This window comes from Dermacoccus sp. UBA1591 (assembly GCF_002322065.1).
In the GTDB taxonomy this organism is placed as follows: domain Bacteria; phylum Actinomycetota; class Actinomycetes; order Actinomycetales; family Dermatophilaceae; genus Dermacoccus; species Dermacoccus nishinomiyaensis.
The window spans coordinates 26,808-49,619 of the sequence record NZ_DCNR01000082.1 but is presented as its reverse complement, the minus strand read 5'-3'; the positions used below and the strand labels follow the sequence as shown (position 1 = coordinate 49,619).

At 69.1% G+C, this 22,812-nt stretch carries 21 protein-coding genes and 3 pseudogenes; 11 read left to right on the top strand and 13 right to left on the bottom strand.

Going from position 1 to position 22,812, the window contains the following annotated elements:
* The 3 genes and pseudogenes from B2284_RS08795 to B2284_RS08785 all read right to left on the bottom strand — a co-directional run.
* Positions 1-620: pseudogene (locus B2284_RS08795) on the bottom strand (hypothetical protein); the annotation flags it as partial.
* Positions 621-634: 14 nt separating this feature from the next.
* The gene (locus B2284_RS08790) at positions 635-1,348 is read right to left on the bottom strand and encodes a class I SAM-dependent methyltransferase (RefSeq protein ID WP_074046067.1); all 714 of its coding nucleotides are present in this window, start codon (positions 1,346-1,348) and stop codon (positions 635-637) included.
* Positions 1,342-2,886, bottom strand: a complete 1,545-nt coding sequence (locus B2284_RS08785) for a glycosyltransferase family 4 protein (RefSeq protein ID WP_074046066.1) — start codon at positions 2,884-2,886, stop codon at positions 1,342-1,344. The genes B2284_RS08790 and B2284_RS08785 overlap by 7 nt, the downstream gene beginning before the upstream one ends.
* 271 nt (positions 2,887-3,157) lie before the next feature.
* Here B2284_RS08785 and B2284_RS08780 point away from each other — a divergent pair, with 271 nt between their 5' ends.
* The gene (locus tag B2284_RS08780) at positions 3,158-4,243 is read left to right on the top strand and encodes a CaiB/BaiF CoA transferase family protein (protein WP_136788650.1); all 1,086 of its coding nucleotides are present in this window, start codon (positions 3,158-3,160) and stop codon (positions 4,241-4,243) included.
* 28 nt (positions 4,244-4,271) lie between these two features.
* Here the strand turns inward: B2284_RS08780 and B2284_RS08775 are convergent, their stop codons facing one another.
* A complete protein-coding gene (locus B2284_RS08775) occupies positions 4,272-5,375 on the bottom strand; it encodes a hypothetical protein (protein ID WP_147286916.1) in 1,104 nt (367 codons plus the stop codon).
* On the opposite strand from B2284_RS08775, the gene trxA reads away from it, so the two are divergent.
* Positions 5,365-5,820 carry a thioredoxin gene (gene trxA / locus B2284_RS08770; protein WP_062256812.1) on the top strand — a complete coding sequence of 152 codons (456 nt, stop codon included), beginning with the start codon at positions 5,365-5,367 and terminating at the stop codon, positions 5,818-5,820. The genes B2284_RS08775 and trxA overlap by 11 nt on opposite strands.
* Positions 5,821-5,909: 89 nt before the next feature.
* Here trxA and B2284_RS08765 read toward each other — a convergent pair whose 3' ends face one another.
* The gene (locus tag B2284_RS08765; protein ID WP_136788651.1) at positions 5,910-6,887 is read right to left on the bottom strand and encodes a hypothetical protein; all 978 of its coding nucleotides are present in this window, start codon (positions 6,885-6,887) and stop codon (positions 5,910-5,912) included.
* Positions 6,888-7,156: 269 nt separating this feature from the next.
* On the opposite strand from B2284_RS08765, the gene B2284_RS08760 reads away from it, so the two are divergent.
* Positions 7,157-8,104: an aldo/keto reductase gene (locus B2284_RS08760; RefSeq protein WP_062256816.1), complete on the top strand. Its 948-nt coding sequence runs from the start codon at positions 7,157-7,159 to the stop codon at positions 8,102-8,104.
* A gap of 234 nt (positions 8,105-8,338) precedes the next feature.
* Here the strand turns inward: B2284_RS08760 and B2284_RS08755 are convergent, their stop codons facing one another.
* The gene (locus B2284_RS08755) at positions 8,339-9,040 is read right to left on the bottom strand and encodes a response regulator transcription factor (RefSeq protein WP_083607284.1); all 702 of its coding nucleotides are present in this window, start codon (positions 9,038-9,040) and stop codon (positions 8,339-8,341) included.
* Positions 9,041-9,102: 62 nt separating this feature from the next.
* Positions 9,103-9,744, bottom strand: a complete 642-nt coding sequence (locus B2284_RS08750) for a sensor histidine kinase (protein ID WP_286697398.1) — start codon at positions 9,742-9,744, stop codon at positions 9,103-9,105.
* Between B2284_RS08750 and B2284_RS08745 the strand changes: the two genes are divergently transcribed.
* Complete coding sequence (locus B2284_RS08745) at positions 9,685-9,918, top strand: hypothetical protein (RefSeq protein ID WP_281711991.1); 234 nt, start codon at positions 9,685-9,687, stop codon at positions 9,916-9,918. The genes B2284_RS08750 and B2284_RS08745 overlap by 60 nt on opposite strands.
* A gap of 188 nt (positions 9,919-10,106) precedes the next feature.
* Here the strand turns inward: B2284_RS08745 and B2284_RS08740 are convergent, their stop codons facing one another.
* Genes B2284_RS08740 through B2284_RS08720 form a run of 5 tightly spaced genes read right to left on the bottom strand, consistent with a single transcriptional unit; the run spans position 10,107 to position 16,740 of the window.
* Positions 10,107-10,955 (bottom strand): endo alpha-1,4 polygalactosaminidase, encoded by an 849-nt coding sequence (locus B2284_RS08740; protein ID WP_062256826.1) that lies wholly within the window; start codon positions 10,953-10,955, stop codon positions 10,107-10,109.
* Positions 10,952-11,644 (bottom strand): spherulation-specific family 4 protein, encoded by a 693-nt coding sequence (locus B2284_RS08735; protein ID WP_160126260.1) that lies wholly within the window; start codon positions 11,642-11,644, stop codon positions 10,952-10,954. The genes B2284_RS08740 and B2284_RS08735 overlap by 4 nt, the downstream gene beginning before the upstream one ends.
* A gap of 5 nt (positions 11,645-11,649) precedes the next feature.
* Entirely contained in the window at positions 11,650-12,972 is a 1,323-nt protein-coding gene (locus B2284_RS08730) for a hypothetical protein (RefSeq protein ID WP_131941815.1), read from the bottom strand.
* Positions 12,969-14,519, bottom strand: a complete 1,551-nt coding sequence (gene pelF, locus B2284_RS08725; protein WP_160126259.1) for a GT4 family glycosyltransferase PelF — start codon at positions 14,517-14,519, stop codon at positions 12,969-12,971. The genes B2284_RS08730 and pelF overlap by 4 nt, the downstream gene beginning before the upstream one ends.
* A 13-nt stretch (positions 14,520-14,532) precedes the next feature.
* Entirely contained in the window at positions 14,533-16,740 is a 2,208-nt protein-coding gene (locus B2284_RS08720; protein ID WP_136788653.1) for a hypothetical protein, read from the bottom strand.
* Positions 16,741-17,382: 642 nt separating this feature from the next.
* On the opposite strand from B2284_RS08720, the pseudogene B2284_RS08715 reads away from it, so the two are divergent.
* The 6 genes and pseudogenes from B2284_RS08715 to B2284_RS08690 form a co-directional block, all read left to right on the top strand.
* Positions 17,383-17,643 (top strand): annotated as a pseudogene (locus B2284_RS08715) (DUF4352 domain-containing protein); the annotation flags it as partial.
* Between the two features lie 325 nt (positions 17,644-17,968).
* Positions 17,969-18,643: a nitroreductase family protein gene (locus B2284_RS08710; protein WP_062256837.1), complete on the top strand. Its 675-nt coding sequence runs from the start codon at positions 17,969-17,971 to the stop codon at positions 18,641-18,643.
* 251 nt (positions 18,644-18,894) lie between these two features.
* A complete protein-coding gene (locus tag B2284_RS08705) occupies positions 18,895-19,377 on the top strand; it encodes a cysteine dioxygenase (protein ID WP_062256839.1) in 483 nt (160 codons plus the stop codon).
* A 177-nt stretch (positions 19,378-19,554) separates the two neighbouring features.
* Positions 19,555-19,770, top strand: a pseudogene (locus B2284_RS08700) (low temperature requirement protein A); the annotation flags it as partial.
* On the top strand, positions 19,744-20,514 hold the full coding sequence (locus B2284_RS08695) for a low temperature requirement protein A (RefSeq protein WP_476728570.1): 771 nt from the start codon (positions 19,744-19,746) through the stop codon (positions 20,512-20,514). The pseudogene B2284_RS08700 and the gene B2284_RS08695, both read left to right, overlap by 27 nt.
* Before the next feature lie 112 nt (positions 20,515-20,626).
* The gene (locus tag B2284_RS08690; protein ID WP_170957246.1) at positions 20,627-21,457 is read left to right on the top strand and encodes a crotonase/enoyl-CoA hydratase family protein; all 831 of its coding nucleotides are present in this window, start codon (positions 20,627-20,629) and stop codon (positions 21,455-21,457) included.
* 221 nt (positions 21,458-21,678) lie between these two features.
* Here B2284_RS08690 and B2284_RS08685 read toward each other — a convergent pair whose 3' ends face one another.
* Entirely contained in the window at positions 21,679-22,248 is a 570-nt protein-coding gene (locus tag B2284_RS08685) for a DoxX family protein (protein ID WP_074046055.1), read from the bottom strand.
* Between the two features lie 85 nt (positions 22,249-22,333).
* Between B2284_RS08685 and B2284_RS08680 the strand changes: the two genes are divergently transcribed.
* Complete coding sequence (locus B2284_RS08680) at positions 22,334-22,777, top strand: MarR family winged helix-turn-helix transcriptional regulator (protein WP_074046054.1); 444 nt, start codon at positions 22,334-22,336, stop codon at positions 22,775-22,777.
* Positions 22,778-22,812: the final 35 nt, after the last annotated feature.

Below are 22,812 nucleotides of genomic sequence, written 5' to 3'. Positions count from 1 at the left end.
TCGCGCCAGGACGCAGCGTCATCGATGTGGCCGAGGGTATCCGCGATGGCGGCCGCGGCCCACAGCGACTGCAGGATGCTGGCGTTGCCGGTGAGCAACGCATGGTCGCCGAGGCCGCCGCGACGGTTGATCGCCCAGGCGATCGTGCAGTCGTCGCGCTGGGCCGTCAGGACGTGTCGGATCGCCGCACGGACCATCGGCCAGTTCTCGGCGAGGATGCCGCGGTCGGGGCCGTCGCCGCGCCCTGCGCCGGTGACGAGCGCGAGATGCCAGACGCCGACGGCCGGGTAGGCGCACTGGTTCGTGTCGCTCTCGTCCTGTTCGACGACGCCGTCTCTCACGCGCATCGGCCACGAGCCGTCCTCACGCTGCGTTTCGCGCAGGTGCTGCAGGCCGAGACGGGCGCGTTCGCTCAGCTGCTCGGCGGTGTGATTGACACGTGGTGATCCTGTTTCACGTGAAACATGGGCGGCGATCGTCAGGCCCATGAGTGCCTCGGTGTGGTTCCAGGCGTCCCACTGCCCGCCGACGAACCACGGCAGCGCGCCGTCTTCGCCCTGGAGGAGAGCAATGAACAGGCCTGTCTCGCAGACTTGTTCACTGGTGAGGGCTGACGTCATCGGCGCGACGGGGTTCAGTACTGCTTCTGCAGGTACACGACGAAGCTCTTGCCCATGACGGGGTTGAGCGCCTTCTCGGCCTGACGCGTCAGCGCCGGCGCCTTCATCATGTCCCAGACGAGCATGCGGTGATACGCCTTGACAGCGAGGTTGGTGTCGTTGTCGACCCCGACCGCGCACTTGAGCCACCAGTACGGCGAGTGCAGCGCGTGCGCGTGGTGTGTGCCGAGCGTCATCAGGCCACGCTTCTCGAGCTTGCCGACGAGTGCGCTCGCCTTGTTGATGCGCACGTGGCCACCCTCGACCTCGTGGTAGGGCGTCGACAGGGCCCAGCAGATCTTCTCGGGCCAGTACCGCGGCACCGTCACGGCGACGAGGCCGCCGGGCTTCGTCACGCGCACGATCTCGTCGATGGCGGCGTCATCCTCGACGATGTGCTCGAGCACTTCGGAGGCGATGACGCGCTCGAAGCTCGCGTCGTCGAACGGCATCGCGCGCGCGTCACCCTGGACGGTGCGGTAGGCGCCGCTCGCAGGCATCTGGCCCTCGGCGGCCATGGCGTCGAACATCGTCTGCACCTCGTCGAGGTCGGACCGGCTGAAGTCGAACGCCGTGACGTCCGCGCCGCGACGCAGCGCCTCGAAGCTGTGACGTCCCTGCCCGCACCCGACGTCGAGCACCGTCATGCCCGGGCCCAGGGTGAAGCGGTTGAAGTCGACGGTCAGCATCGGGCGATCTCCTCGGTGTAGACGGCGGCCGTCGCCTCGGCGACAGCCCGCCATGAGTATGTCGTGACGGCGCGACGGCGACCGACGCGTCCGAATCGTGTTCGGGTCTCCTCGGATTCGAGCAGGCTGACGATGCCGCCCGCGAGAGCGCGCGCATCACCTGGCTCGACGAGGATGCCGGCGTCGGAGCCGTCGGCGTCAGCGCTCGTGTCCGGCTCGCCTGCCGCGTGGGCGCGTGGGCCCGCGCTCCCGCCGTGGGCGGCGGGAACCCTGCCTGCGCTGCCGGTGACAGCCGACGTCTCGCCGTCGGTGCCGTGCACGAGTTGCGGCAGCGCGCCGACGCGCGTCGCGACGACGGGTGTGCCGCACGCCATGGCCTCGACCGCGGGCAGCGAGAAACCTTCATAGAGACTCGGCACGACGTGGACGGCGGCGCTCGCGAGTAGACCCGCGAGGTCGTCGTCGCTGATGCCGCTGACGAACCGGACGCGAGGGGACAATCCGAGGGCTTCGAGTTGGGTCTCGACCGCGCGGTTCGGTGTGCCGACGACGACGAGTTCGCGCCACGCGTCCTGCGGTAGGAAAGCGAGCGCGTCGATGAGCACACTCAACCCCTTGAGTGGCACGTTCGCGCTCGTGATCGTCGTGAGGCGTCCGGGCACGCGGTGGCGCGCCGAGCCGTCAGGCCAGAACGTCTCGACGTCGACGCCCGGGGCGGGCGTCTCGACGGCGATCCCAGGTGCACTCTTCGCGACGCCGGCGTCGGGCGTGAACGTCTCGACGTCGACGCCGACGGGGATGATGCTGATGCGTTCGGGGTCGACCCCGAATTCTCGGACGATGTCGTCGCGGCTCGTCTCGCTCACGGTGATGATGCGGCTGCTCGCGCGGGCGACGCGCGCCTGCATCGGCACGAACGAGTACCAACGCCATTTCGTGTACTTGCGCCACGGGTTCGTCGCGGCCTCGATCTCGAGGCGGCGGTCGGCGCTGATCGGGTGGTGGATCGTCGTGACGACGGGGAGGCCGCCGCGCGCGATGTCGAGCAGGCCCGGCGCGAGCGTCTGGTTGTCATGCAGGACGTCGAACTCTCTTGACCGCGTACGCATCTCGCGCGCCAGTCGCATCCCGAACGTGCGTGGTTCGGGAAACGAACCCGACAGCATCCCCGCGTATTCGACGACGTCGATGCGGTCGCGCAGTTCGCGCGGATGGGGGTGACGGAACGGGTCGTCATCGTTGTAGAGGTCGAGGCTCGCCAGCTTCTCGAGGCGCAGCCTGCCGGGGTTCGTCGGCTCGATGCTCGCCGTCGCGCCGGCCCGCTTGGCTGACGACGTCTGGCGACTCGCTGGACCCGTCGCCCGGTCAGTCGCACGGCCAGCCACAAGGCGGGCGTCGTCCAGTTCGGGGTAGGGAGGGCCGGAGAAGACGGTGACGTCGTGGCCGAGAGCGGCGAGTTCGCGGCTGAGGTGACGCACGTAGATGCCCTGGCCGCCGCTGTGCGGCTTGCTGCGATAGGAGGACAGCGCGATGCGCATCGGGCCCTCCTTCGCAAGCGGCGTGGTTCGGTGGTCAGCCTACTCGGACGCTACTCGCGGGTACGACAACGTGTGGCGGCACGCACACCCGTGGCGTCGATCACCACATAGGGTGCAGGTTGTATCGGCCGTCGATGAAGGTGGCTTTTCGCGTCTGACTGCACCGCGATTCTCGTCCACATCTGCACATCTCGTCCCCCTCTGCGGTTCCTGTCCCCATCGGCGAATCTCGTCCACGTTCGTTCGTCCAGATCTTCCCCGAGGAGCCTCCGTGCCATCAGCTCTCGACGGCCTGCTCATCGCCGATTTCGGCCGTGTCCTGGCCGGCCCTTACGCGACGATGCTGCTCGGCGACCTGGGCGCCGACGTCGTCAAGATCGAACGCCCTGACGGCGGTGACGACACGCGCGCCTGGGGTCCGCCGTTCACCGAGGACGGGGAGGCGACGTACTTCCTGTCGGTCAACCGCAACAAGCGCAGCGAGTTCTGGGATCTTCGCGAGGCGGACGATCTCGCCGCCGCACGCGATCTCGTGACGCGCGCCGACGTCGTCGTCGAGAATTTCTTGCCGGGGACGATGGCGCGGCTGGGGCTCGGGTATGAGCAGGTGCGCGAGTGGAACCCTGACGTCGTCTACGTCTCGATCACCGGTTTCGGTGAGTCGTCGTTGCCCGGGTACGACCTGCTCGTGCAGGCCGTCGGTGGCCTCATGTCGGTGACCGGGCCGCCCGACGAGCCGACGAAGGTCGGCGTCGCGCTCGTCGACGTCGTCACCGGTCTGCATGCTGCCGTCGGCATGCTCGCGGCGCTGCGACATCGCGACTCGACGGGGGAAGGGCAACTCGTCGAGGTGTCGTTGCTGTCGTCCCTGCTGTCGGCGCTGACGAATCAGGCCGGCGCGCACGTCATGACGGGGGCCGTGCCGCGCGGCATGGGCAACCGTCACCCGTCGCTCGTGCCGTATGAAGTGTTCGAGACCGCAGATCGGCCGCTCGCCATCGCCGTCGGCAATGATCGCCAGTTCGCCTGCGCCGCAGAGGTTCTCGGTAATGGTGAGTGGGCGCAGGATGCCCGCTTTGCGACCAACTCCGCGCGGGTCGAGCATCGCGACGACGTCGTCCCGCTGATGCTCGAGGTGCTGTCGGCACATGGCGCGCAGGAATGGGCCGAGCGTTTCGCGGACGCCGGTGTGCCCGCCGGGCCCGTCAACGATCTCGCGCAGGCGTTCGCGCTTGCCGAGTCGGTCGGCCTCGACATGCGTGTCGACGTCGAGGGCGTCGCGCAGGTCGCCAACCCGATTCGGATGTCGGCGACGCCAGCGAGCTATCGGCGCCGCCCGCCTCGCCTGGAGGCGTGACGTCGACGTCGAGTCAGGCGAGGGCGACTCAGTCGAGATCGAGCTGAGGATTCACCGCGCCCACCGTGCGAAGGCGCTCGATGACGACGCCCGCACGACGGCGGGTTTCCGGACTCACCGCGTCGTCGGAGCGGGCGCTCACCGTCAGGCGTGTTGCGCCGTCTCGCACGCCGAGGCGAACGTAGGGCCTCTCCGCGGCGCTCGATTGCGGCGTCGCTTCCAGTGTGCTCAAGGCCGTCGCGGCATCCGACCATCCGTGGGTCCGCGTCGTCGGACCCACGGCGACGGTGGCGTACGTCTGCGCACACCGGAAGGTCAGATGCGTGCTTATGCCGTCGGTGCCGGCCACCTTGCGCAGGACGGCGACCGTCGGAGCGGTCACTCGGTCGAGATCCTCGCACTTCGTTGCGATGACGTCGGATTCCACGACGAAGGTCGCCTTCGCCGCGGGCTGTGCGCGGTCGGGGAGCAAGCGCGCTTCCGTCCGCGGGTTCGTGCGCGCCACGTCGAGATAGGCCTGCGCCTGCGCCGTCGTCAGGGCTGGGCCGGAGGTGGTCACGGCGAGGCTGTTGTCGCCGCTCGCGTTCAACCCGGCGGTGAAGAAGTGGATGGACGCTGGGATGTTTGCCGCCATTGGGTACGCGCCCTCGGGGTAGCGGCTGCGGACGAAGGCCGCGGCGTCCCGAACGTTCGCGGCCGTCGCGTCGTCCGTGAGGTCGATGGCGACGTCGAACCCGTAGCGCTGACCCTTGCAGCCGTCGATGCACTCGATCGCTTCCTCGGCGCGAACCCGTGCCACGCCGGGCCGCTTTTCGAGTTGCTCCTCGAGAGCATGTGCGTAGGCAGGCGCCGGCTGGGTCGGTTCGCGGAACGAGGAATCGTGCCTTGTGAGGTTGACGACGGCGACACCGGCCGCGATCAGCGCCACCACCAGGGCGAGCGCCACCGTCAGCGGCCAGCGTCGTGTCGTTGTCATGGTGTTTGGACGGCAACGCCCGCGCGCCGGTTCCACGGCCCGCGCGGCGAGCGGTTCTGGCGGGCGAGCGCGGCGGGAAGAGATTGCCTCCGGTGTTTGTTTGAATGGCCGACGAACCACAATCTTTTTTCGAGGAGCAAGGCCTGTGGCAACCATCGAACTGACCGGTGAGAAGTTCACCGAGACCATCGAGAACAACGGCATCGTCCTCGTCGACTTCTGGGCGGCCTGGTGCGGCCCGTGCCGTCAGTTCGCGCCCGTGTTCGAAGCGGCGAGCGAGAAGCACGACGACATCGTCTTCGCGAAGGTCGACACCGATGCCGAGCAGGAGCTCGCGGCGGCCGCGAACATCCAGTCCATCCCGACGCTCATGGCGTTCCGCGACGGCCTCATGGTGTTCTCCAACTCGGGCGTGCTGCCCGCGGCGGCCGTCGAGGACCTGATCCGTCAGATCCGTGAGCTGCCGATGGACGACATCCGCGCCAAGATGGAGGCCGACGCCAAGGCCCGCGAAGCTGGCGTGGGCGCCGGTGGCGGCTGCGGCTGCGGCGGGTGCAACTGCGGTCGCGCCGAGAGCGAAGAGACCGCAGCCCAGGCCTGAGCCTCGACGAACGCCCGGCGCCCCGACGAGGGGTGCCGGGCGTTCGCGTGTTCATGACGCGTCATGCGTTCACCGTCGAGCGCCGCCGGTCACGGTGCGGGCCGCAGGTCCAGCGTGGGCGTAGGCACCTCGAGTGCGCGAAGCTGCGCCACGACCGTCGTCGCGTCGTTCTTCACCTCGGACGTCGCATTCGACGGGTGGCCCGTCACCGTGAGGACGGCGCTACCGTGCTTGTGCTTCAGGTAGACGCCGTCACGTCGGTACGACCTGCTGCCCGCCGGCGGGGTCATGAGTCGCGACAGGGTGTCGGCCATCGTCGACCATCCGGTCGTGTGCGTCGTCGCGCCGATCGGCACCTCACCCGCGGCGTGCTCGCACCGGAAGTGAAACTCCGCTGGCGTGCCCTTGCGGCGTATCGCCGACAGCGCGGTGACGGTGTTCGCGGCCGTCGCGTCGAGCGTCGCGCAATCGCTGGTCTTGATGGTGGAGCGAACGACGAACGACGGCGCGTCGTCCCTGCCTGACGACGACCATGACGCCGACGACGACGGGTTGACGCGGGCAGCCGCCAAGAACGCGTCGACCTGCGTGCTCGTCAACGCGCTGGCCCTGGTCGGTGACGAAGCCGTGCCGTGGCTGCCGTTGGAGGTCGGCACGATGAGAGCACCGTCCTGCGGCGAGTGCAGGCTGAAGCGGATTCGCCCGGGAGAACGTGCCCACTCCGGCGGAGCCGTGCGCGGGTAGAGCTCGTTGATCGTGCGGTTGACGTCGAGCACGTGGCGTGCGCTGGCGTCGTCCGTCAGCGTGACGTCGACCGTGAACTCCTGGTCACGGCCCTGGCAGCCGTCGATGCAGTTCACCTTCATGACGACGCGCGAATTCGCCACACCAGGCTGGTGGCGCACGGCATTCTCGATGTCGCGGGCGATCGCCCGGTCCGGCTGTGCGGGCTCCGATCCGCCGTGCCCGCCTGGGGCACCGATTCGGGACGACAGCGCGAACGCCGAAACGGCGCCGATGATGCCCAGCACCGCGACGGCGAGGGTGATGATGATGGACCGGCGCATGTCTTGCTTCCCTCGATGGTGTGCTGGCGTGACGTGCGCGCGGGGTGTGGTGGTTCCGTCGAGGCCGGTGGTGATGGCGTGCCGGCGTACCGCACGGCAGTGCTCTATCTCGTGTATTTCGCGCGCCGCCGCCGGGCTACGAGATCGCACGAGGCACTTCTTGGCCCGACGTGTGCGGCGAGGGGTTTCCTGTGGGCCGGCGGGATCAGGGGTCTCCAGGCCGCCCCTCCACGTTGAGGTGCGTGGCCAGCTGCGTGTTGGATGGGCGCATGACTTCTTGGATCGCCCCGCATCTCGTCCTCGGCACGATGCATTTCGGCACGAAGACGGACGAGGCGACGTCGTTCGCCCTAATGGATCGCTACGTCGACGCCGGTGGGCGCACGCTCGACACGGCCAATTGCTATGCGTTCTGGGCGAATCCGACGGGTGCGGGCGGCCAGAGCGAGCAGACGATCGGGGCGTGGCTGCGCGCCAACGCCGGCATCCGCGAAGGTTTGACGATTGCGACGAAGGTGGGTCAGGAACCGGCGCGGGCCGGCGACTTCACCGAATGGGAGGGCCTCGCGCCTGACGTCATCGCCACCCAGTTCGAGCGAAGCCGCGAACGTCTCGGCATCGACGTCGTCGATGTCTACTGGGCGCACGGTGAGGATCGTTCGACGCCGATGCCCGACGTCGTCGCGGCGCTGGGTTCCCTTGTTGCGCGAGGGAAGGTGAGCCGGCTCGGTGTGAGCAACCACCCGACGTGGCGCGTCGAGCAGGCACGCATGCTGGCCGCCGAGCAGGGCGTCGAGCCGTTCACGGCGCTGCAGCTGACGACGTCGTACGTCCGCCCGCGCCCCGACACGCAGGTGCCGGGCAAGGATCACCGTTTCGGGTTCGTCAGCGACGAGACGATCGACTATCTCGAGACGCATGACGACCTCGAGTGCTGGGCCTACAGCCCGCTGATCCAGGGTGCGTATGACCGTGACGACCGGCCGCTGCCCGAGGTCTACGACCACCCGGGGACGACGCGTCGCCTCTCGGCGCTGCGGTCGGTGGCTGACGAACTGGGCGCGCAGCCCGGGCAGGTCGTGCTGTCCTGGCTCGTGCAGGGCAGCCCGTCGATGCGCCCAATCGTCGGGGCAAGTTCGCTCGCGCAGCTCGACGCCGCACTGGCTGCTCCGCAGCTCAGCGACGCTCACATGGCGCGCCTCGACTCGGCTCGCTGACGATCCCCCTTCGTGCGCTGGGTGGCGCGAGTGCGGGTGGTAAGCGCGTCAGGCTTCCTCATGTGCGTCAGCCCGCGAGATGAAGAGATGAGGCGGTGAGTCGTCGCGTCCGAGGAAACCGTCAGAAAATCGCGTCGTGTTCGTGCACCTCGAGCGCGCCGGACGGGCACCGCGCCACGGGTGCGCCTCCGTTCGGGTCGTGGCTGCCGTCTGTGAGGAACCGCATCCTCGACGCTACTCCGCCCGGGCCAGGACCATCGCGATGCCGACGCGGCCTGTCACGCCGAGTTTGGTGGCGGCCGACGTCAGGTGTTGTTTCACCGTGCTCTCGCTCAAGAACAATTCGGCGGCGATGGCGGGGTTCGACATCTCCTGCGCCACCATCTCGACGATCTCGCGCTCACGGTCACTCAACCGTGCGAGCTTCGCGCGAGCGTCCATGCGCGCGGCGCCCCCGGCGTCGAGGTATCCGGTGCGCAGATGCGCGGCGCTCGCGGGCGACATGGGGCTGCGCCCCTCGTGTGCGTCGCGGATCGCGCCGTACAGCGCCTCGCGCGCTGACGCCTTGAGGATGAACCCGACGGCACCGGCGTCCATTGCCTGCGGCACGTACTCCTGCTCGTCGAACGTCGTGAGAATGATGACGCGCGGTGCGTTCGGCCGCTTCGTCAGTGCGCGCGTCGCGTCGATGCCGTTGATGCGCTCCATGCGCACGTCCATGAGGACGACATCCGGGTGATGTGCTGTGACGACCCCGATCACCTCGTCGCCGTCGCTCGCCGTCGCGACGAGTTCGATACCGGGCGCGGCCTTGAGCATGACGCGGATGAGGTCGAGCACCATCGGGTCGTCGTCGACGGCCATGACGCGGATCGCGCGCTCAGCGCCGGCATGGGCCGGAAGGGATGCGCCGTCGGGACGGTCAATGTCGTTCATGCTCAACTGCTTTCGTACTCTCGTCGCATTCGACACGTGTGGTGCCGTGGATCGAGCCGTCGTCAGACACGCGGCATCGTCCACGGCAGCGTGGCGCTCGCGGTGAAGCGGCGACCGTCGGGTGACGGGCCTGTCCAGAACGATCCTCCGACGTCCTGAGCGCGCTGCGCCACGCCCGTCAGGCCGGTTCCCGAACCATCCGATCGGGCAGCGCTCGCGACATCGGGCAGCGGGTTGGCCGTCGAGATCGTGATGCCACCGCGCGCGTCACCGCGGATGTCGAGCTGCACGAGAGAGCCCGGCGCGTGCTTGCGCGCGTTCGTCAGCAGTTCGGTGGTGATGCGGTACGCGCTGCGCGAGATGACGGGGTCCAGGGGGTGCGACTGATCGACGAACACGTTCGAGCTGACGGGCGTGCCCGCGTCGATGCACTCTCGCACCAGCTCGGCGATATCGGCGAGAGCGTGGTGCTCATCGGGCGCCGACTGGCCGGTGCGCAGCATCGCGGGCAGCGAGCGCAGGTCGTCCATCGACCCTGCCGCGCCCTCCTGGAGTTGCCGGGCGCGCTTCTCGACGTCGGGTGCGCCGGCCTCCTGCGCCTCGATCTCGAGCGCGTTGGCCTGCATCGACAGCAGGCTCAACCGGTGGCCCAGGACGTCGTGCACCTCGCGAGCGAGCGCCTCGCGCTCCTCCTTCTCGGCCATCTGCCGGTCGAGGTCGTGCATTCGGGTCTGGCCCACGCGGACTGGATCATCGACCTCGGCTCCGGCGCGGGACACGACGGTGGGCGCGTCGTCTTCGAGGGCACCCCAGCCGACCTCGTCGCCGATGCGACGACGCACACCGGCGAGCACCTCAAGGCCTACGTGGGCGCCTGAGACGCGAGAACGCGGCCGGGTTTCACCCCATTCGGTGTGGGGACCCGGCCGCATCAGCCGGGCGTGCGCCGAGTCGACCGACCGCCCGCATCCTCACGCTAACGACGGCAGCAGGCCGTGAGCGCTCCAGCCCGCACGCATAACGCGTGCGCTCAGGCCCGCACGTCCGAGGCAGCCCCGAGCGTACGTCAGCAGGCGGTGCGCTTGGCCGTCAGCTCGAGGGGCTTGATGATCGTGCTCATGCCCTTGGGCACGCGCGAGCACACGCTGGCCGCGGAACCGGAGTACTCGACGTTGAAGACAGGCTTGTTCGCCGCGAGCATCGGCGCGTAGCGGTCGCACTCGTCGTAGGCGACACATTCTTCGTTGACGGCGAAGTCGATGCTCGTCTGCAACTGCGGGAGGATCTCCAGGCTGTTCTTCAGGCCGATCGCCAGGCCCCGCTTGTGCGCGTCGGCGATGAGCTGACGTTGGTAGGCGACGGCGTCGGACTGCTTGATGGGGAACCCGCTCGTCGCGGCGTAACCGTCCATGTTGTCAGGGTCGACGGCGTCGAAGCCCTTCGCCTTGCACACGTCCATGCGCTTGGCCATGATCGGCGCCAGCTTGGCGCGCTGGCGCACGTCGAGCCAGCGCTCGCCCGGCCAGTCATCGAGCGGCTTGCCGAGCGTCGACGCGGGGAACTTCTTCGCGTCCGGACGCCACTGCTCGTACCCGCCGGCGTTGATGTAGCAGATCACCTTGATGTTGCGCCGGTGCAGAGCGGTGACGGTCTTCGTGCTCGTCCCCTCCCAGTCGAGGTTGTAGACCGATGCCTTGACGGAGGTGTCGAGCGCGCCGCTGTACTGGATCTGCCAGCTCTGCCCACGCGCGGGCTTCCACCACGTGGCGCCCGGCTTGCCGTTCGACGTTGCGGCGCTCGGGGCCGTTCCGGCGGCACTCGCGGACGGCGGGAGGGCCTGGTCGTCCGTGGCCGCGCACGCACTCGTCGTGAGCGCGAGCACGAGCGCGCCCGCTGCGGGGAGCGAGGTCTTCATCGTGCCTTCACGAGTTCAGGGTGACAGTCGGCGTACGGCGCGGGCAGCACGTCCCACGGGTTGGGCAGGCCACGGTCGGTGGCCCAGCTGAAGTGCGCCCCGCGGCTCGCGGCCAGGGCCGGCACGGAGGCGAGGTGCTCGGGTGGCACGCCGTGCACGAGGTGCCACTGCTTGTGCGGGCTGACCGCCTGCAACCACTCGGGCATCTGCAGGTGGGCGTAGTCCTGCCAGGCAGCCTCGGCCACACAGGTGACGTCGGCCGTCTCGACGAGGCGTCGCGTTGGCACGACGCCGGGGTTGGCGATGACGTGCTCGACCCCGGCACGCCGCAGCGCGTCGATCCACTCGACCGACCAGGCGCCCTGACGATCCTGCGACGGGACGCAGTCGAGCATGACGTCGTGGATGCCGTACCACCGCTGCCACTGTTCGACCTGCTCGAGCACGTCACCCCAGGGGCGCTGGCCGTAGCCGACGTTGACGTACCCGACCGTCGTCGTGGCGAGCCCGCGCGCGAGCGGTTCGCGGTAGTAGGGATCCTGTGGTCCGCGGCCGGGCCCGTTCTCGATGTTGACGACGACGAAGCCGAAACCGAACGCGCCCTCGGCGAGGCGCTGCCAGGCGAGCGGAGCCTGCGCGGGGTGGATGTACCAGGGCACGGCCGGGGTGGGTTGAAGGACGTGGAACACGGGGGTCACCAATTCGCGGAGTGGGAGGTGCGTCGGGCCGTGACGGCGCTGACGGTGACGAAGAGGACGAGCGAGGCCAGGAGGAGGCCGACGGCGTCGCCGGCGGGCAGGCAGACGAGGACGAGGCCGAGGCTGCCCACCGCCACTGCGGCAGCGCCGAGGGCGTTGCCGGTGCGCAGTTGAACGCCGGAGCCGGTCGTGGCGAGGGCGGTGATGAGCACGGCGGGCAGGAAGACGTGGGCGTCGTTGCGGTCACCGCCCGCGGCAGCGAGCATGCAGAACGCGGCGATGAGCCCTACGCCGCAGACGAGGCCGACGGCGAGAATGCCGAGCCCGGCCGTCATCCACCGCAACTGACGCCAGCTGTCCGTGAGGAACGCGAGGCGCTTCGCGCCGAGCAGGGCACTGTCGAGCACCGGTTCGCAGGCCGCGGAGGCCGCGAGACCAGCGATCGCCATGGGCAGCGTGAACGCGTTGCCGACGTGGGCGACGAGCACCATCAACTGGGTGATGAGCGCGAGCGTCTGAAGGGTGCTCCACGCCAGGACGGGATGGAGCACCTCGCGCGCCAGACTTCGCGCGCGCTGCTGTTGCTCCCGGGCTGCGCTCGTGACGATGTACCCCGTCACCGCGGCGAACCCGACCACGATGACGCGGCTGACGACCGTTGCCGCGCCCGGTTCGACGACGAGCAGTACCCCCGTCAGCGCGGCGCAGGGCAGGACGGCGACGAGAAGCTGCACGGGCGAACCGATGACGACGAGAGCCGAGATCGCACAACTCCACAGGGCCCACAGCAGCGGCACCCACGAATCCACGACGAGGCAGGCGCCCGCGGAGAGCAGGAGGGAGACGGAGCCGACGCAGGCGCCGTTCACCTTCGCCTTGAGGCGACTCGCAGAGGACAGCCCCTGCCACATCGTCGCGCTGACGAGCTGCCCCGCGAGCCAGCCGACGGCGCCCGCCGTGAAGACGGCGTTCGTGTTGTACGACGTGACAGTCGCGATGCAGATGAGGACGCCGCACAGCATCGTGAGGGATCGGGCGAGCGCCTGGCTCCAGGCCCGCCTCCACGTGCGCACCTCGTCCGTGCGCTCGCGGCCCGTGAGGACGACGGCGCCGGCCAGGCGCGTGCGCACGAGCGCGTCAGCGTGCGCGAAGGTGTTCGCATAGCCGTGGCGCACCGAGCTGCGGCCCCCGAACCCCATCGATTCGAGGTGAGCGGCGGCGTCGAAGAGGTCGACGGTGTTGTCGACCGAGGCGGCGAGCTCGGGGTGCGTCTCGTCGTCGCCCGTCGCCCTCGTCCCGGTCGCTTCCTTGAGCGTCATCGACACGACTCGGCCTCCGTGGTGGTGGGTGCGGCGTGGGTCGCGGCGGCGTCCTCACGTGTGGCGCTCGAGTCGGCTGCCTCGAGGGCGCGGCGGACGTCGTCGAGGTCTGCCTCGGGCACCGTGGCGGCGCTGCGCTGGTAGATGCACCGGTAGCGTGCGGTGAACTTCGCGAGGTCGAACGTCGACAGGGCGCGCTCGCGCGCACGGCGTCCCATGGCTTGCCGTTCCGCATCGTCGACGAGCAGGCGCACGAGCGCCTCACCCAGGGCCTGGGCGTCGCGTGGCGGTACGAGCAGCCCGCACGTCTCGTCGCGCCCGACGCACTCGTTGACTCCTCCGACGTCGGTGTTCACGGTCGCGCGGCCGCACATCATCGACTCGATGACGGTGTAGGGCAGCCCCTCGGAGATGCTGGACAGGGCGACCACGTGGCCCGCTTCGATCGCGGGTCGGGCCGAGGGCACCGCGCCCTCGAACGTCACGCTCGCCTCGAGGCCGCATGCGACGACGAGCGCGTCGAGTTCCGCCCGGTAGGCCTCGTTGCCGGCTGGCGTCGGGCCGAAGAGCCGCAGGCGGGCATCCGGCACCGAGTCGCGCACGATCGCGAACGCCTCGATGAGGGTGGCCAGGTCCTTCAGCGGGTCGATGCGACCCACGAAGCTGACGGTCGGCACGTCCGGCTCGCCCTCGACGGGTGGGAAGGCCGTGGCGTCGACGGCGTTGGGCACGGTGATGACGCGCTGCGCCTTCGCTCCGAGCTCGCGCTCCCATCCTGCGTTGAACTCGCTCACGGGCGTCATGAGTTCGCAGTGGTTGTAGACGGTCTGGCAGACGGCGCGCGTCATCGCCATGAGGGCGTAGCGCACGGTCCAGGGGAAGTTCGCGGCGCGCAGCGCGAGGTAGCGCTCGCGCAGGTGCACGCCGTGCTCGGTCAGGACGATGGGTGTGCCGTCCCGCCAGTGCCGGCCGAGTGCCATGAGCCCTGCCGGACCGTTCGTCGTGGCGTGGATGAGGTCGACGCTCGGCCATGACACGTTGAGCACCGCGAGAAAACGGTCGACGTGCCGCGAGACGTCCGCCGCCTGCGACCCCGACAGCGGTGGTAGGCCCGTGCCCTTCACGTGCGACGCCCAGGCGCCCATGAGCGCCTTCGTCCCCAGGCCGCCCGTGAAGTGCGCCATGAGGGGTTGGGCGTACTCGGCAGCGAGGACGCGCAGCCCTGCCGTCGCCGCCTGCAGGTCGACCGAGCGACCTGCAGGTGGCAACACGGCCGACCACAACTGGCGGTAGGCGGAGTCGATCTCCGACGACTCACCCCAGGCTCGCAGCGCCTCGAACGACCACCGACGCCTCACCTCACCCCACATGGGTTTGGCCTGGAACGAGCGGACGTTGGAGGGCAGCGACCACACGCTCTCGTGCTGCGTGCCGGTGAGCGTCACGATGGAGAACTCGTGTTCGGGTAGGTTCTTCACCAACTGGTCGCACCAGGTGCTGACCCCGCCGTGCACGACCGGGTACGTCCCCTCGTTCAGCAACGCCACGTGCATGCGGGTCTCAGCCGGCGGCCGCGATCAGGTCGCTGTCCGCGACCGGCTGGGCGATCACTCGCGTCGACGTGCCGTCCTTCGCCGTGCCCGGTGTGAGGGCAGGCGCGCTCGGGGTGGCGGGCGTCGCGGCGGCGGAGGTGTCCCACGAGGCGCTCGTGGCGAAACCGGTCGCGGTGGGCAGGGTGAACGTCTTGAGGCCGAGGCCGCTCAGGCGCACCCAGTCGGACGACTGCCCGCCGTAGCTCTGCCCGAACGTCGAAAGGCCCGAGCGGGTGCCGGACGGTGCCGTCACGGGCACGTCGATCGCGGAGAAGGAGTTGTTGAACAGCTGCAGCTTGGTGCCGGAGATCGTCGCCTGCACCTGCGAGCTCCTGGCCCGCCACGTCTGCTGACGCACGAGCTGCGTGCCCGCTTCGGCCGTCGTGACGTTGACGATGGGAGCGTTGTCGGCGTAGACGCCGCGGTAGGAGCCGAGAATGCCCTCGACGACCGGGTAGAGGATGCGGTCGCCCGTCAGGTTGCTCTGGTGGGCGTAGTGCGGGCGGGCGTCGTTGTCGAGCACGTGCCCCAGGGCGATCTGCTTCTCCTTGGGCACGATGTAGGAGTCGAACCCGTCCTGCGTCAGCGGCGTGATGCACGTGCTCGTGGCCGGGTTGTCCTCGCACAGCCCGGATCCGCCGTCGGCGCGGCTCGTGTAGAGCCAGTTGTACTCGTCGACGGCGTTAGCCTTCGTCGAGGTGTTGTAGTAGATGTTCATCGGGTGGCGCGGCACGGTCGTCGCGGAGCCGAGGACGCGCGGTTCGCTCTCGCGCGAGGCGTCCGAGGCGATCCACTTGATGCGCTGCTGCGTCAGGGCCGACGCGAGGTAGGGGTTGTCGGCCGGCATCTGCGGCAGCGACTTCAAACCCGAGTGCTCGCCGGTGACGAGGCTCGCGGCGTCGAAGTTGGGCAGCGTGTTCGTCTTGGCGTACGCGACGTTCTTGCTGATCTCGGAGGCGATCGTGGCCTGCGAGGCCCAGTTGATGCCACCCGTCGACGTCTTCGCGCACTGCCACGGCGTCGTCGAGTCGTCGTGAACACAGCCGAGGTAGGGGTGCGACCACGTGTGGTTGATCCAGCGGAACTCGTTCTTGTTGGCCAGCAACGACGCCTCGAGGGCGTCGGAGCCGGTCTCGGCCTTCTGGTCGGCCGCACCCGCGCCGTTGAAGGCGACGTCGAGCTTGACGCCGTTGGTGCGCTGCCAGGCGGCGAGCTGGTCGACGTCCTGGGCCGTCATGCGCGAGGTGGCGCCGGGCGCCGTCTCCGGGTAGGTGGCGGGGTTGCAGTCGTCGCCGACGGTGCAGTTGCCCTCGGCGTTCCACTCGGCGTCGGGCAGCAGGACGTCGTCGACCTGGACCGCAAAGAAGTTGCGCGAGTAGGACGTCGAGATGCCTCGGGTCAACCACGAGACGATGCCGTGCGAGAGCACCTTCCAGTGCTGCTGCGACGCGTTGGACGCGACGGTGCTGATGAGCTGCTCACGCCCGTCCTTGGCGTAGACGCCGAGGAGGGAGCCGCTGTTGCCCGTTCCGGGCACGGGGAGCGTGAGATACGGCGTATAGGTGGCGCCGTTGCTCGTGGCGGCCTTCTTCGCGATGTATCCGTAGCTCTCGGAAACACCGGGGGAGAGGTCGTCGAACGTGACCGATCCCTTGAGGTACTCGAAGCCGTTGGTCTTCGCTGCGCCGGACAGGTCGGCGGCCATGCCGTCGACGGCGCCGCTGTACTGGTTCTCCAGGCCGATGCCCGCGCTGGGCCAGTTGTACGCGCTGAACTCGCGCACCTTGAAGGTGCTCTCGTATCGCGCCAGGGTGGCCCGCTCGGCGGCGGTGAGGCTCGCCGGTTCGGCGCTGGGCGTCACGACACCCATGAACTTCGCCCGGGTCGTGAGCAACCCCTGACTCGCGAAAAAGGACGGCGTCAGCTGCGGGCGGGACGCGGAGGTGAGGTCGATCTTCTGGTAGGCGACTCCCTCCTTGCTGAGGCGGTCGACGATGGCGCCCACCATGGGCTGTCCGTCGTCGAGGACCAGGACGGTGGCCTGGATCTCCACGGGGCGGGTGGCTGCGGCAGCGGGCGTGGCCAGGGCGGCGACTCCCGTGGCGAAAAGGGCCATGGCGGCCGTCGTCGTGATCGTGGTGGCGCGCAGGGGTGCGCGAACCGGGCGAGCGTTCATGTACTTCTGCTTCCTTGCGGCTGGCCGAGATACGGCTGCGATCGTGTCGGGCTGAGGCCGGACCGAGGGTGAGACCCGCGCCTATGATATGTGAAATATCAGACTGAGATCTCGCCCATCGGGTGAAGTGGCTGTGCAGAGACGGGTGGGGGCTCCACCGCCGAGACGCTGGTGGGTGTGTCCGCGCGTTCGGCGAGGCGTTTGCCCAATTGTGGCGCAAAGTTGGACGTACGTGTGAATCGCCGCGCGGTCGAGCGGTAGGCTGTGATTGAGATTTCAATCACGTTCGTCCTGGGTCAAGGAATCTGCCGACGGTCTCGATGTGCCAATTCGCCACCGATGGCGGCGCATGAGGGATCTACGTGACGGCCCGTGAATGATCAGGCGAGAGGTCGTTCGATCGAGCGGCTCGTCGTAGCTCCAAGAATCGTCCGGATGAAATGCGGTTGAAGGTCGAGTGCGTGGTGAAGGCGATTGAACTCCATCGATGTGGTGAACACGGTCAAACCTCGCCGGAGTGATGAACGTCAGCGAGCCAATGTGGAGACGCTCGAACCCAATTCACGATCACCAAGGTCGAGCGCGACGTCCCCAGCATCGGGAGCCAGTACGTGAACAAGAAGGCTCAGGGCAGCCGTCCACGTCACCGTGAAGAACGTCGGTACCGAGGCCGAGACGATGATGGCCGATGGTCAGAAGGCCTACGACGCGAACGGGGTCGGCTACGAGGCGACCTCGGACGGCACCATCTACATCGAGGGCAACGACACCCTCTACACCGAGATCAACCCCGGCAACACGCTCAAGGGCATCCTCGTCTTCGACGCGCCGAAGGGCACGAAGTTGACGAAGGTGCGCCTGCACGACTCGATGTTCTCCAACGGCGTCGAAGCCTCCCTCTGAAGGCTCACCCCTGAAGCCGTGTGCCGCAGCGTGATCCCCACATCACGCCCCGCGCAGAGCTCTCGGACCCCCTCGTCCCATCGACCTGAACGCCGCGCGACCCCTCCCGCGTCGACGTTCGGCGGCGCCCGGTGTTCTACCCACCGGCGCCGCGCCCGCTCCCTGCACGCCTGAACCGGCACGCATCGGCGGCAGGACTCTTGGGGAAGAGGGAGACGCCCGTCATCGCATCCGCGGTGGCGGGCGCTTCCGTTCCGCAGCACTCTCAGCCTCCCCACAGCGCCGGGATTCCGTGCTTGTCAGCGCGACGTGCTTGGGTGGTGGCATGACTCTTCACGATGCTCTCCCCTCGACGAGCGAGGCCCCGGCCGACGCCGTGCTCGACGTCGTCGCCCGCCGCAGCAGCCCGGCCGTGTTCGATCCGACGTACGACCTCTCCGACACCGACCTCGCGACGCTGTTCGACGCGGCCCGCTGGGCGCCGAGCGCCGGCAACTCGCAGCCCTACCGTTACCTCGTCGGTCGCCGTCAGGGCGACGAGTGGGACCCGACGTTCACCGCCATCGTCGAGACGCTCGCGCGCGGCAATCGACGCTGGGCGCCGGCTGCGTCGATGCTCGCCGTCTCGTTCGTGCAGGTTGCGAAGCTGCCGGAGACGTCGAAGGAGTTCGTCTTCGGTGCCACCGCCGCACACGACACGGGCCAGGCGACGGCGTACCTGACGCTGCAGGCGCACGCGATGGGCCTCGCCGTCCACCAGTTCGCCGGGTTCGACCACGACGCCATCGCTACGCGAGCCGCGTTCGGTGAGGCATGGGCGCCGATGGCGGGCATCGCCGTCGGCCGCGCCTGGCCCGACGCCGAACGCGACGGTGAGCACGCCGCCGTCACGACGCTCGCCGGCCGCGTCGAGGAATACGACCTCACCGCCAACATCGAGCGCGAGAACAAGCCGCGTCGCCGCCGCTCGCTGACGGACGTCGCGTTCGAACTCGACTGATCGACGACCCCGACGCGACGCGCTGGCTCGTGCTGCTCGGGTTCGCTCGCCGCGAACACGCGCAGTCGACGCGACTTCGTCGGCGCGCTGCCCCCACCGTCGACGTTCGACGTGAGACGGTGGGGGGACAAGTCGTCAGGTCGGGGAGGGCCACGACGCACCGTCGGCGTGCCCTACCCGCTCTTCATCAGGCCACCATCGCGCCCCATCAGGCGCCCTTCACGCCAACCCCCAGCTCTCGGAGCCTCAGCATGAACCGCCACCCGCAACCCGACACCGCAGCCGATGCCCCCGGCATCACGAGCTTCACCGACGAGCAACTCATGCGCGTCGCGCGCCTGTTCGCCTCGGACGAGTCGCTCGCCGCGCACCTCGACGACCTGCCCGACGGCGGTGAGCGACGCCGCGTCGAGCTCGCGAGCACGCCGCACCTGCAGATGTGGGCGATCAGCTGGCCGGCCGGGTCGACGAGCGAATGGCACGACCACGGGCGCGCGACGGGCGCGTTCGTCGTCGTCAAGGGAGCTTTGCGCGAGAAGCGCTGGGTGCGCGGCACCACCGTCAGCGCGATCGTCGAGGCGGGGGAGAGCCGCACGTTCGCCGGTGATCTCGTGCACCGCACGGCCCCCGTCGGCGATGCCCCGGCGCTGAGCGTTCACGCCTACGCGCCGTCGCTCGTCGGGGCCCGCACGTACGAGGTGGTGGACGGCTCGCTCGTCGAGATCGCCGCCTGAGCCGCGGACGCGCCAGGAGTCGAAGTGGGCATGGCGCGGGGCGGCGTCGCACTGCCGTCACATGATGCGCATGAGTGAAGCCGCGCCCAGTCGTGTCGGTCCCGACAGTCTGCGTTCGCGTCTGCGCCCCATGAGCGGGCGCGACCGCACGAGGGTGGACGCGTCGCGAGCACGCTCGAGCTGCTCTTCGACCTGACGCTCGCCGTCGCCACGGGCGCGTCGCAGCTCGCGCACTCGCACGGGCACATCGCGGCGGGCGTCGGATCGTTGTGTTTCACGAGCTTCGGCCTCATCTGGGCGTGGATCGACTACTCATGGTTCGCGAGTGCCTACGACACCGACGACTGGCTGTATCGGCTGCTGACGATGGTGCAGATCATCGGTGTCGTCATCTTCACGCTCGGCATGCTCGTGACGCCCATCGAACTCGCCGGGCCCGCCGTCGCCGAACGCGGCACCGGGACGCCATGGCACGCGCATCACATCGTCGAACGGCGCGGCCTGCTGACGATCATCACGATCGGTGAGATCGTCACGGGTACCGTCCTGACGCTCCCGGGCATCAAGGACACCGAGGGCCAGGGCATCGACTGGACGGGCGCCGTGCTCGTCGCCATCAGCGGCCGCCGCGTTCGGGTTCTGGTGGGCGTACTTCATCCCCAACTTCGGTGCGGTGCTGCACCGTCGCCGCAGCCGCTCGTTCGGGTTCGGGTACAGCCACACTTCCTCATCTGGCCGGTGCTCGCGGCCGTCGGTGGTGGTCTGCACGTCATGACGCAGGCGTTCGAGAACGTCTCGGGCATGCACGTCGACCCCGTCGTCGCCGCGGCGGCGCTGGCGGTGCCCGTCGGTGTCTTCGTCCTCGGCCTGTTTCTCGCCTACTACTTCACGACGCAGCTGTGGGCGGGCCTGCACACCGCGATCCTGGCGCTCGCCCTCGTCGTCCTCGGCTTCGCGGTGTTCCTCGCCGCGCACGGCGTCTCGCTCGCTGTCGTCCTCGCGATCTGCACGATCGTGCCGTGGATCATGGTCATCGCGTTCGAACTCTTCGCCGGCGCCCAGCACGAGGCGCACGTCCTTGAGAGCCGCGGGGTCGAGGGGCACGAGGTCGACGGCCGTCGCGCCGACGTGTCGTGACGTCTGGCCCGGTGCTCGGATGGCTGCGCCTGGTCCGTGCCCGCACAACATGTCGCGTGCCGGCGTCGACGAATCGCCCCACGCGGGCGGGTCGCGTCACTAGGCTGGCGGGATGGCGAATGTGGAGACGACGATCACGGGCGGCATCGCGCACGTGAAGCTGAACCGTCCGGAGAAGTTGAACGGTCTGACGCTGCCGATGCTCGGCGAGCTCGTCGCCGCTGCGCATCACGTGCGCCGCAACAAGGGGGTGCGCGCTGTCGTCATCTCGGGCGAGGGGCGGTCGTTCTGCGCGGGCCTCGACTTCGGTGAGGTCATGGCGAAGCCAGCGAAGATCGTGCCCGTCTTCCTGCCGCGTCCGTGGCGTGGCACGAACACGTTCCAGGAGGCGTGCTGGGCGTGGCGGCGCGTGCCGGTGCCCGTCATCGTCGCGGTGCACGGTCACTGCTACGGCGGCGGGTTGCAGATCGCGCTCGCCGGCGACTACCGCTACACGACAAGAGATGCACAGTGGTCGGTGCTCGAGGGCAAGTGGGGGCTGATCCCTGACATGTCGGGCGTGCAGTCGCTCAAGGAACTCGTCGGCATCGACGTCGCGAAGAAGCTGACGATGACCGCCGAGATGCTCTCCGGTGAACGCGCGGTCGAGCTGGGCCTCGCGTCGGAGGTGGCTGACGACCCGCTCGCCGCGGCGATGGATCTGGCGCACGAGCTGACGCAGAAGTCTCCCGACCAGCTGGCCGCCGCCAAGCGTCTGTTCAACCGGTCATGGAACACGTCCGCACGCACGACGTTCCGGCGCGAGCGCGCCGAACAGCTCGTCCTGCTCATGGCGCAGAACACGGCGAAGGCGCGCAAGGCGGCGTTCGCGAAGGCCGGCGCCAAGCAGGCGCAGCTGGCCGAAGCTCGCGCGGCGAAATACAGCCCGCGCGTTCTGCCCTGAGCCGCGTCCTGCCTTGAGCGGCGTGATGTCTGGCCGACCTGTGAGCGCCCTCGTCCCCGCTGGGGTCGGGCCTTCCTCGACGATCGGCCACCGAGTCGCTACGTGAGTATTCCCATCGTCGTCAGCGCCGGGCTCTGACGGGCCAGACCCCCGACCGCTCGTGCAGGTCGGGGGCCTCGTCTCTTCGGTACGGCGGGTGGGGCCGCCGGCTCGGAGCAGACTCAGGCCGGCGCCGTCGCGCGCGCGTCGTCAGCCGTCGCGTCGGTGGCTGCGCCGGCGACGTGAGCGCCGCGCGCGGCGGTGTCCTCGTGCGTGAGGGCGTTGGGAGTGCGGCTCTCGTCGCTGGTGGCTCTGCGGCTGCGCAGGCGGTTGAGCAGGCCGTCGACGCTCCAGCGGCCGGGGCCGATGATCGCGAAGACGAAGGCGGCGAGGCCGAGGGCGGCGACGAGTTCCCAACCGCTCTCGTCGACGAAGACGCCGTGGCTGCGGTGCACGAACCACCAGGCACCGGCGAGGTCGACGGCGACGAGGAGGCCGGCGAGCGGCGTCAGCACGCCGAGCACGAGCATGCCGCCGCCGATGAGTTCGGTGAGGGCCGCGAACCATGCGGAGGCGTGCGGCGCCGGGACGCTCATCTTCTCGAACATCGCGGTGGTTGCGTCGATGCCGTTCGTGTGCAGCTTCTGCCATCCGTGGGCGATGAGGACGGCTCCGAGCAGGGCGCGGGCCAGCAGGAGCCCGGCGTCACGGATCGGGGCGGGCAGGGTGAACAGGTTGCCGGTGGGGCGCATCGGTCCTCACAAGGTTGGTGATGTGTCACCTAAAGCTTGGCATGCTCGGTAGGTGACGTGTCAACCAGGCGCTAGGGTGAGTGGTATGAATCACGACGGTCGATGGCTGCGCTCCGACGAGGAAGCGTTGTGGCGCGCCTGGCTGGGTGTTCATGCTCGTCAGCACGTAGTCATCGCGCGCGACCTCAAGGCCAGTGGCCTCTCCGAGCCTGACTTCGAGGTACTCGTTCATCTCACCGACGCACCCGACGGGCAACGTCGCCTCTCCGAACTCGCCGCGGGGTTGCAGTGGGAACGAAGCCGCGTCTCTCACCAGGTGACGCGCATGGCCAAGCGTGGTCTCGTCGAGCGCCATGACGTGGCCGAGGACGCGCGTGGCGCGCGCGTCGTCATCACGCGTGAGGGGCGCGCAGCCATCGAGAAGGCCGCGCCCCCTCATGTGGCGAGAGTGCGCGAGGTATTCGTCGACCGTCTCGACGCGGCTGATCGCGTCGACCTCGCGCGGATCCTGCGCAAACTCGTTCCCTGACGACGCGTCGCCTATCCCCATGCGCCCACATGCAC

Bases quoted from the DNA above. Each gene is read 5' to 3' on its own strand.
- B2284_RS08790 (WP_074046067.1), bottom strand. From the start codon at position 1,348: ATGCTGACCGTCGACTTCAACCGCTTCACCCTGGGCCCGGGCATGACG.
- B2284_RS08785 (WP_074046066.1), bottom strand. From the start codon at position 2,886: ATGCGCATCGCGCTGTCCTCCTATCGCAGCAAGCCGCACAGCGGCGGC.
- B2284_RS08775 (WP_147286916.1), bottom strand. From the start codon at position 5,375: ATGGTTGCCACAGGCCTTGCTCCTCGAAAAAAGATTGTGGTTCGTCGG.
- B2284_RS08765 (WP_136788651.1), bottom strand. From the start codon at position 6,887: ATGCGCCGGTCCATCATCATCACCCTCGCCGTCGCGGTGCTGGGCATC.
- B2284_RS08760 (WP_062256816.1), top strand. From the start codon at position 7,157: ATGACTTCTTGGATCGCCCCGCATCTCGTCCTCGGCACGATGCATTTC.
- B2284_RS08755 (WP_083607284.1), bottom strand. From the start codon at position 9,040: ATGAACGACATTGACCGTCCCGACGGCGCATCCCTTCCGGCCCATGCC.
- B2284_RS08750 (WP_286697398.1), bottom strand. From the start codon at position 9,744: ATGGCCGAGAAGGAGGAGCGCGAGGCGCTCGCTCGCGAGGTGCACGAC.
- B2284_RS08740 (WP_062256826.1), bottom strand. From the start codon at position 10,955: ATGAAGACCTCGCTCCCCGCAGCGGGCGCGCTCGTGCTCGCGCTCACG.
- B2284_RS08730 (WP_131941815.1), bottom strand. From the start codon at position 12,972: ATGACGCTCAAGGAAGCGACCGGGACGAGGGCGACGGGCGACGACGAG.
- B2284_RS08720 (WP_136788653.1), bottom strand. From the start codon at position 16,740: ATGAACGCTCGCCCGGTTCGCGCACCCCTGCGCGCCACCACGATCACG.
- B2284_RS08710 (WP_062256837.1), top strand. From the start codon at position 17,969: ATGACTCTTCACGATGCTCTCCCCTCGACGAGCGAGGCCCCGGCCGAC.
- B2284_RS08705 (WP_062256839.1), top strand. From the start codon at position 18,895: ATGAACCGCCACCCGCAACCCGACACCGCAGCCGATGCCCCCGGCATC.
- B2284_RS08695 (WP_476728570.1), top strand. From the start codon at position 19,744: ATGGTGCAGATCATCGGTGTCGTCATCTTCACGCTCGGCATGCTCGTG.
- B2284_RS08690 (WP_170957246.1), top strand. From the start codon at position 20,627: ATGGCGAATGTGGAGACGACGATCACGGGCGGCATCGCGCACGTGAAG.
- B2284_RS08685 (WP_074046055.1), bottom strand. From the start codon at position 22,248: ATGCGCCCCACCGGCAACCTGTTCACCCTGCCCGCCCCGATCCGTGAC.
- B2284_RS08680 (WP_074046054.1), top strand. From the start codon at position 22,334: ATGAATCACGACGGTCGATGGCTGCGCTCCGACGAGGAAGCGTTGTGG.